3 protein-coding genes and 1 riboswitch are annotated in these 4,575 nt (G+C 30.9%); all 3 genes read right to left on the minus strand.

What is annotated here, in order from left to right; translation table 11 throughout:
* Window positions 1-202 precede the first annotated feature (202 nt).
* On the minus strand, window positions 203-904 hold the full coding sequence (locus IMK15_RS06140; protein WP_226869235.1) for an amino acid ABC transporter ATP-binding protein: 702 nt from the start codon (window positions 902-904) through the stop codon (window positions 203-205).
* Window positions 905-909: 5 nt separating this feature from the next.
* Window positions 910-2,385: an ABC transporter substrate-binding protein/permease gene (locus tag IMK15_RS06145; RefSeq protein WP_046328321.1), complete on the minus strand. Its 1,476-nt coding sequence runs from the start codon at window positions 2,383-2,385 to the stop codon at window positions 910-912.
* A 48-nt stretch (window positions 2,386-2,433) separates the two neighbouring features.
* Window positions 2,434-2,597: riboswitch (Lysine riboswitch) on the minus strand.
* Window positions 2,598-2,666: 69 nt separating this feature from the next.
* On the minus strand, window positions 2,667-4,463 hold the full coding sequence (locus tag IMK15_RS06150) for an oligopeptide ABC transporter substrate-binding protein (protein WP_192942267.1): 1,797 nt from the start codon (window positions 4,461-4,463) through the stop codon (window positions 2,667-2,669).
* Window positions 4,464-4,575: the final 112 nt, after the last annotated feature.

Raw genomic sequence — 4,575 nt, forward strand, 5'->3', positions numbered from 1 at the left:
TTTTATCTTTTCTTGTAAGTTTACTCATAAAAAAACTGCACCTCCAATCTTGTGTCCAAGATTTTGGGTGCAGTACACTTTGGCACTTTTTTTATGTATAATCTCGCCATTATTGATTTTTCATAGCCAAATATGGTGTAATGGCTATGAAAAAAAGTGTAGTATAAGCAAAAAGCACTTAAAAAATTAAGTGCTTTTGTCTTTAATCATTTTCCATAAACTCTCTTACTCTTTCATTCTTTTCCACTTCGCTAGGTTTAATATCTGCTGCAATTACTCCATTTTGCATGAATAATATTCTATCAGATACATTCTTTGAAAAACTCATTTCATGAGTAACAACCAACATTGTCATACCTTCTTTTGCTAGTGAAACAATGATTTTTAATACTTCTGATACCATTTCTGGATCTAGTGCTGATGTTGGTTCATCGAATAATAGAATCTCTGGCTTCATACATAATGCTCTTGCTATTGCGACTCTTTGTTTTTGACCACCAGATAAACTTTTAGGTCTTGCGTTAATAAAGTCTAGCATACCAACCTTTTCTAAATATCTTTTCGCTTGATCTCTTGCTTCTTTATCACTTAAATTTAATAATTTTTTAGGTGCTAAGATGCAATTTTCTATAACTGTTAAATTATTAAATAAATTAAAGTTTTGGAATACCATTCCTACTTGTTGTCTATACTTTTCAGTTGCACTTATCTTTTCATCTTTAAAGTATATATTACCACTAGTAGGTGTTTCAAGTAAATTTATACAACGTAAAAGTGTAGATTTTCCACCTCCAGATGGTCCTATTATGCTTATAACCTCACCTTTTTTCACACTAAAGTTTATACCCTTTAAAACTTCTTTATCCTTATATTTTTTCTTTAAATCCTCTATTTTTAATATCATTTTTATCACCCATCTAATCTTTGTTCCATATATGCTACTAAACGACTAAATACAGTTGTTAATATGAAGTATATTACACAAGTAATGATAAATACTTCATAATATCTAAAGTTTGTTCCTGCAATTTGTTTTGATACTGTATATAGTTCTGTTACACCTATCGCAAAAAGAACTGATGAGTCCTTTATATTTACTATAAATTCATTTCCTATTGCTGGCAATACATTTCTAAATGCTTGTGGTAAAACTACATATTCCATAGCTTGTCTGTGAGTAAATCCTAATGATATTGCTGCTTCATACTGACCTGTATCTATAGAAATTATTCCACCTCTGAATATTTCTGATAAATATGCACCTGTATTTATTGAGATTATTATCATAGCAGCAACTAATGGTTTTAAGTTAATACCAAATATTTGCCCTAATCCATAGTAAAATATCATTGCTTGTACTATCATCGGTGTTCCCCTAAATACCAACACATAAATGTAGTTTATAACCTTTAGTACCCTATTTTTCTTACTTGTATTAACTAATGCTACTATCATACCTATTAGTCCACCTACAAAAGTTCCAAATATTGCTAAGAATATTGTAACCAATGTACCCATTAAAAACTTACTGCTATATGTAGTTAATATTTCTACTATCCAACCAATAAAGCTTCTCTTTACATCTTTACCTAAAGGTTGATGCTTAATAGCAAATTCCATTAATTTTTCTCTTTTTTCTTTACTTATTCCATCTAATGCTTCATTAACCTTATTTACAAGTTCTTTATTACCCTTTTTTATACCAATAGCAACATTAACTTCATCCTTATTGTACTTAAATCCTTCAACATTAGCATATGTAATTGATGGATCAGAAAACTTTGCAGATAATGCACTTGGTTTTTCAGCCATGTATCCATCTATCTTATCTGAATTTAATGCTACAACCATGCTAGGAAAATTATCCATTGCTGGCATTTTCTTTACACCATTTAATTGATTAATCAAGTCATAGTGTATAGTATTTAATTGCCCTGTTATTCTAGCCCCTTTGAAATCATTTAATGTCTTTGCATCTTTAAATTTACCATCTTTTTTTACTACAACCACTATATCTGAATCATAATATGATTTTGTAAAATCTAGACTTTTCTTTCTTTCATCAGTTGGTGACATACCAGCTATAACAAGATCTACTTTACCAGAATTAACTGCTGGTCCTAATAATGAATCCCAGTCACTTGGTACAATTTCTAATTTCATATCAAGTTTATCTGCAATTATCTTTGCAATTTCTACGTCATATCCTCCAGCATATCCTGAAGATATCTTTACTGCACCATTTTCACCTGATTCTTGAAACCAGTTAAAAGGTGCGTACCCTACTTCCATTCCTACTTTTAAAACTTTTCTATTATCTGTACCACATGATAAAGTAGCAAGGAATAAAAGAAAACTTAAAATAATTTTTTTCAAGCTAATCATCTCCTATAAAAAAAACTGATAGATTAGCTATCAGTGGTATATTTTATATATACTGATAGCACATCATAATATTATGACAGTTACATAGATATTCTCTATATACCCAACTCCTAGTAATGCCTTACTAGTGTTTCGGCACCGTTTCCTTTTTACTACTTCATTGATCGCCATCTCCACAGTATACTTATAAAAAGTGCGCCTCTATCTAATTACATTAATGATAACACAATTAAAAAGTTTTGTCTACAAAAAAATGTGGATAAACTCCACATTTTTTTCGCTTATTTAGTTGATTTATATGGTTGTTGTGCTGTTACTGCAATTGTTTTACCTTCAGATACCTTAGGGTCTATTGACATAGTAGCGAACTTAACTCTCTTATTATATGGAGTTAATTCAAACTTAAATGCTACTGGTAAGAATCCTAATACATTATTCATGTAGTTTTTATGCCATTCTTTAATAGATTTAACTCTATATTCTGGGTCTTTTAGTCCTTCTAATGAGCTTACCTTATTTATTAATTCTTCATTTTCAGGTGTTGAATAACGTGAGAAGTTAAATTGTGACTTAATACTATATTGACCATTTAAGTCCATTGCTGTTCCAACTCCCCATGCTGCAAGCCATATATCGATACCCTTATCATTTGCTTCTAATCTGTCAAAGAAGCTATTTCCTTCTATTAATCTTCCTCCAGATAAGCTAACTTTAAGTCCAACTGCTTTCCAGTCTTGGATATATTTTTGTGCCATAGGTTCTGCTGAATCACTACTTGCTGGCATACCAAAGAATATTTCTAATGGTTTACCATTCTTATCTTCTCTAATTCCGTCTCCATTTACATCTTTATATCCTGCTTTATCTAGTATTTCTTTTGCCTTTTCAGGGTTATATGTATATGTAGGAGCTGGATCATAAATATCTTTAAATATAGGTGGGATAACACCATTTGCTCTTGTTCTTAGACCATTATAGAAGCTCTTTGTTACTGTATCCATATCTAGTGCATAAGCCATAGCTTTTCTTAAATTAATATCATACATCTTTGCATTCTTATCTGGAACACATTCACCTTTTTGTTTATCCCATGTTCCAAGGTTGAATCCTAAGTATTGATAATATAGAGCTGGTCTACCTAAAGTTACTAGGTTATCAAAGTCTTTGTATTCTGTATATATATCTTCAGTTACTCCCTTATATTGATCATATTCACCATTTTTCATTGATGATAATACTGATGAAGTTGGAACAACTTTAACTATTAATTTGTCAACTTTTGGCATTTCATCTTTTCTGTAGTAGTATGGATTTGGTACACATTCTATACTTTCACCTGGAACTACATTAACTACCTTAAATGGACCTGCACCAACTGGGTGTAATCTTACAGGATCTGATTTTTCTAAGTCTTTTATTGGTATTTTGCTTAATATATGTTTTGGTATAATATTACTACATAATCCACCTAGACCTTTTCTCATAACTGGTGACATTTCTTCAAAATGGATTTTAACAGCTGTATCGTTTAGTTTTTCTAATCCTTTTATAGAGTCTGCCTTACCTTCATGGTAATCTTCCATACCTACAATCTTTGCCATACCATTATCGTATCTAACACCTGTATAGTCTTTATTACCTACTACTTCATAAGTGTAAATATAGTCATCGATAGTCATAGGTTGCCCATCATCCCATTTTAAATTGTCTTTTAAAGTTACAGTAACTGTCTTATTATCTGTATCAATATCTATTTTTGCTAATCCTTTATCTGTTACATCAAAGTTTTCGTCACTTTCAAATAACGGTGCATCAAAGTATGTTGAAAAATAAAAGTCAACTGCATCATTTTGCAATACTGGTGTGAATATTCCTTTAATAGGATTTGGATTTGATACACCAACTTTGTATACACCACCTTTAATTTCTTTATCCTTTGATTCATATGTTAATGGAAATTTAGATTCATCTGGTCCATTAAAAGCTTTATCTGATTTTCTTTGACCTGGTCCACATGCTACCACACTTAATATACACGCAAGCATCGCTGCTGCTAATTTAAAACCTCTCTTATTCATATATCTTCCTCCTAGAGTTTATATAGGACAATTATTGTACTGCACCCAAAATCTTGGACACAAGATTGGAGGTGCAGTTTTTTTATGAGTAAACTTACAAGAAAAGATAAAA

Source organism: Sneathia sp. DSM 16631, assembly GCF_014892235.1.
In the GTDB taxonomy this organism is placed as follows: domain Bacteria; phylum Fusobacteriota; class Fusobacteriia; order Fusobacteriales; family Leptotrichiaceae; genus Sneathia; species Sneathia vaginalis.

Excerpts from the sequence above, each read along its gene's own strand:
- IMK15_RS06145 (WP_046328321.1), bottom strand. The coding sequence starts at position 2,385 with ATGATTAGCTTGAAAAAAATTATTTTAAGTTTTCTTTTATTCCTTGCT.
- IMK15_RS06140 (WP_226869235.1), bottom strand. The coding sequence starts at position 904 with ATGATATTAAAAATAGAGGATTTAAAGAAAAAATATAAGGATAAAGAA.
- IMK15_RS06150 (WP_192942267.1), bottom strand. The coding sequence starts at position 4,463 with ATGAATAAGAGAGGTTTTAAATTAGCAGCAGCGATGCTTGCGTGTATA.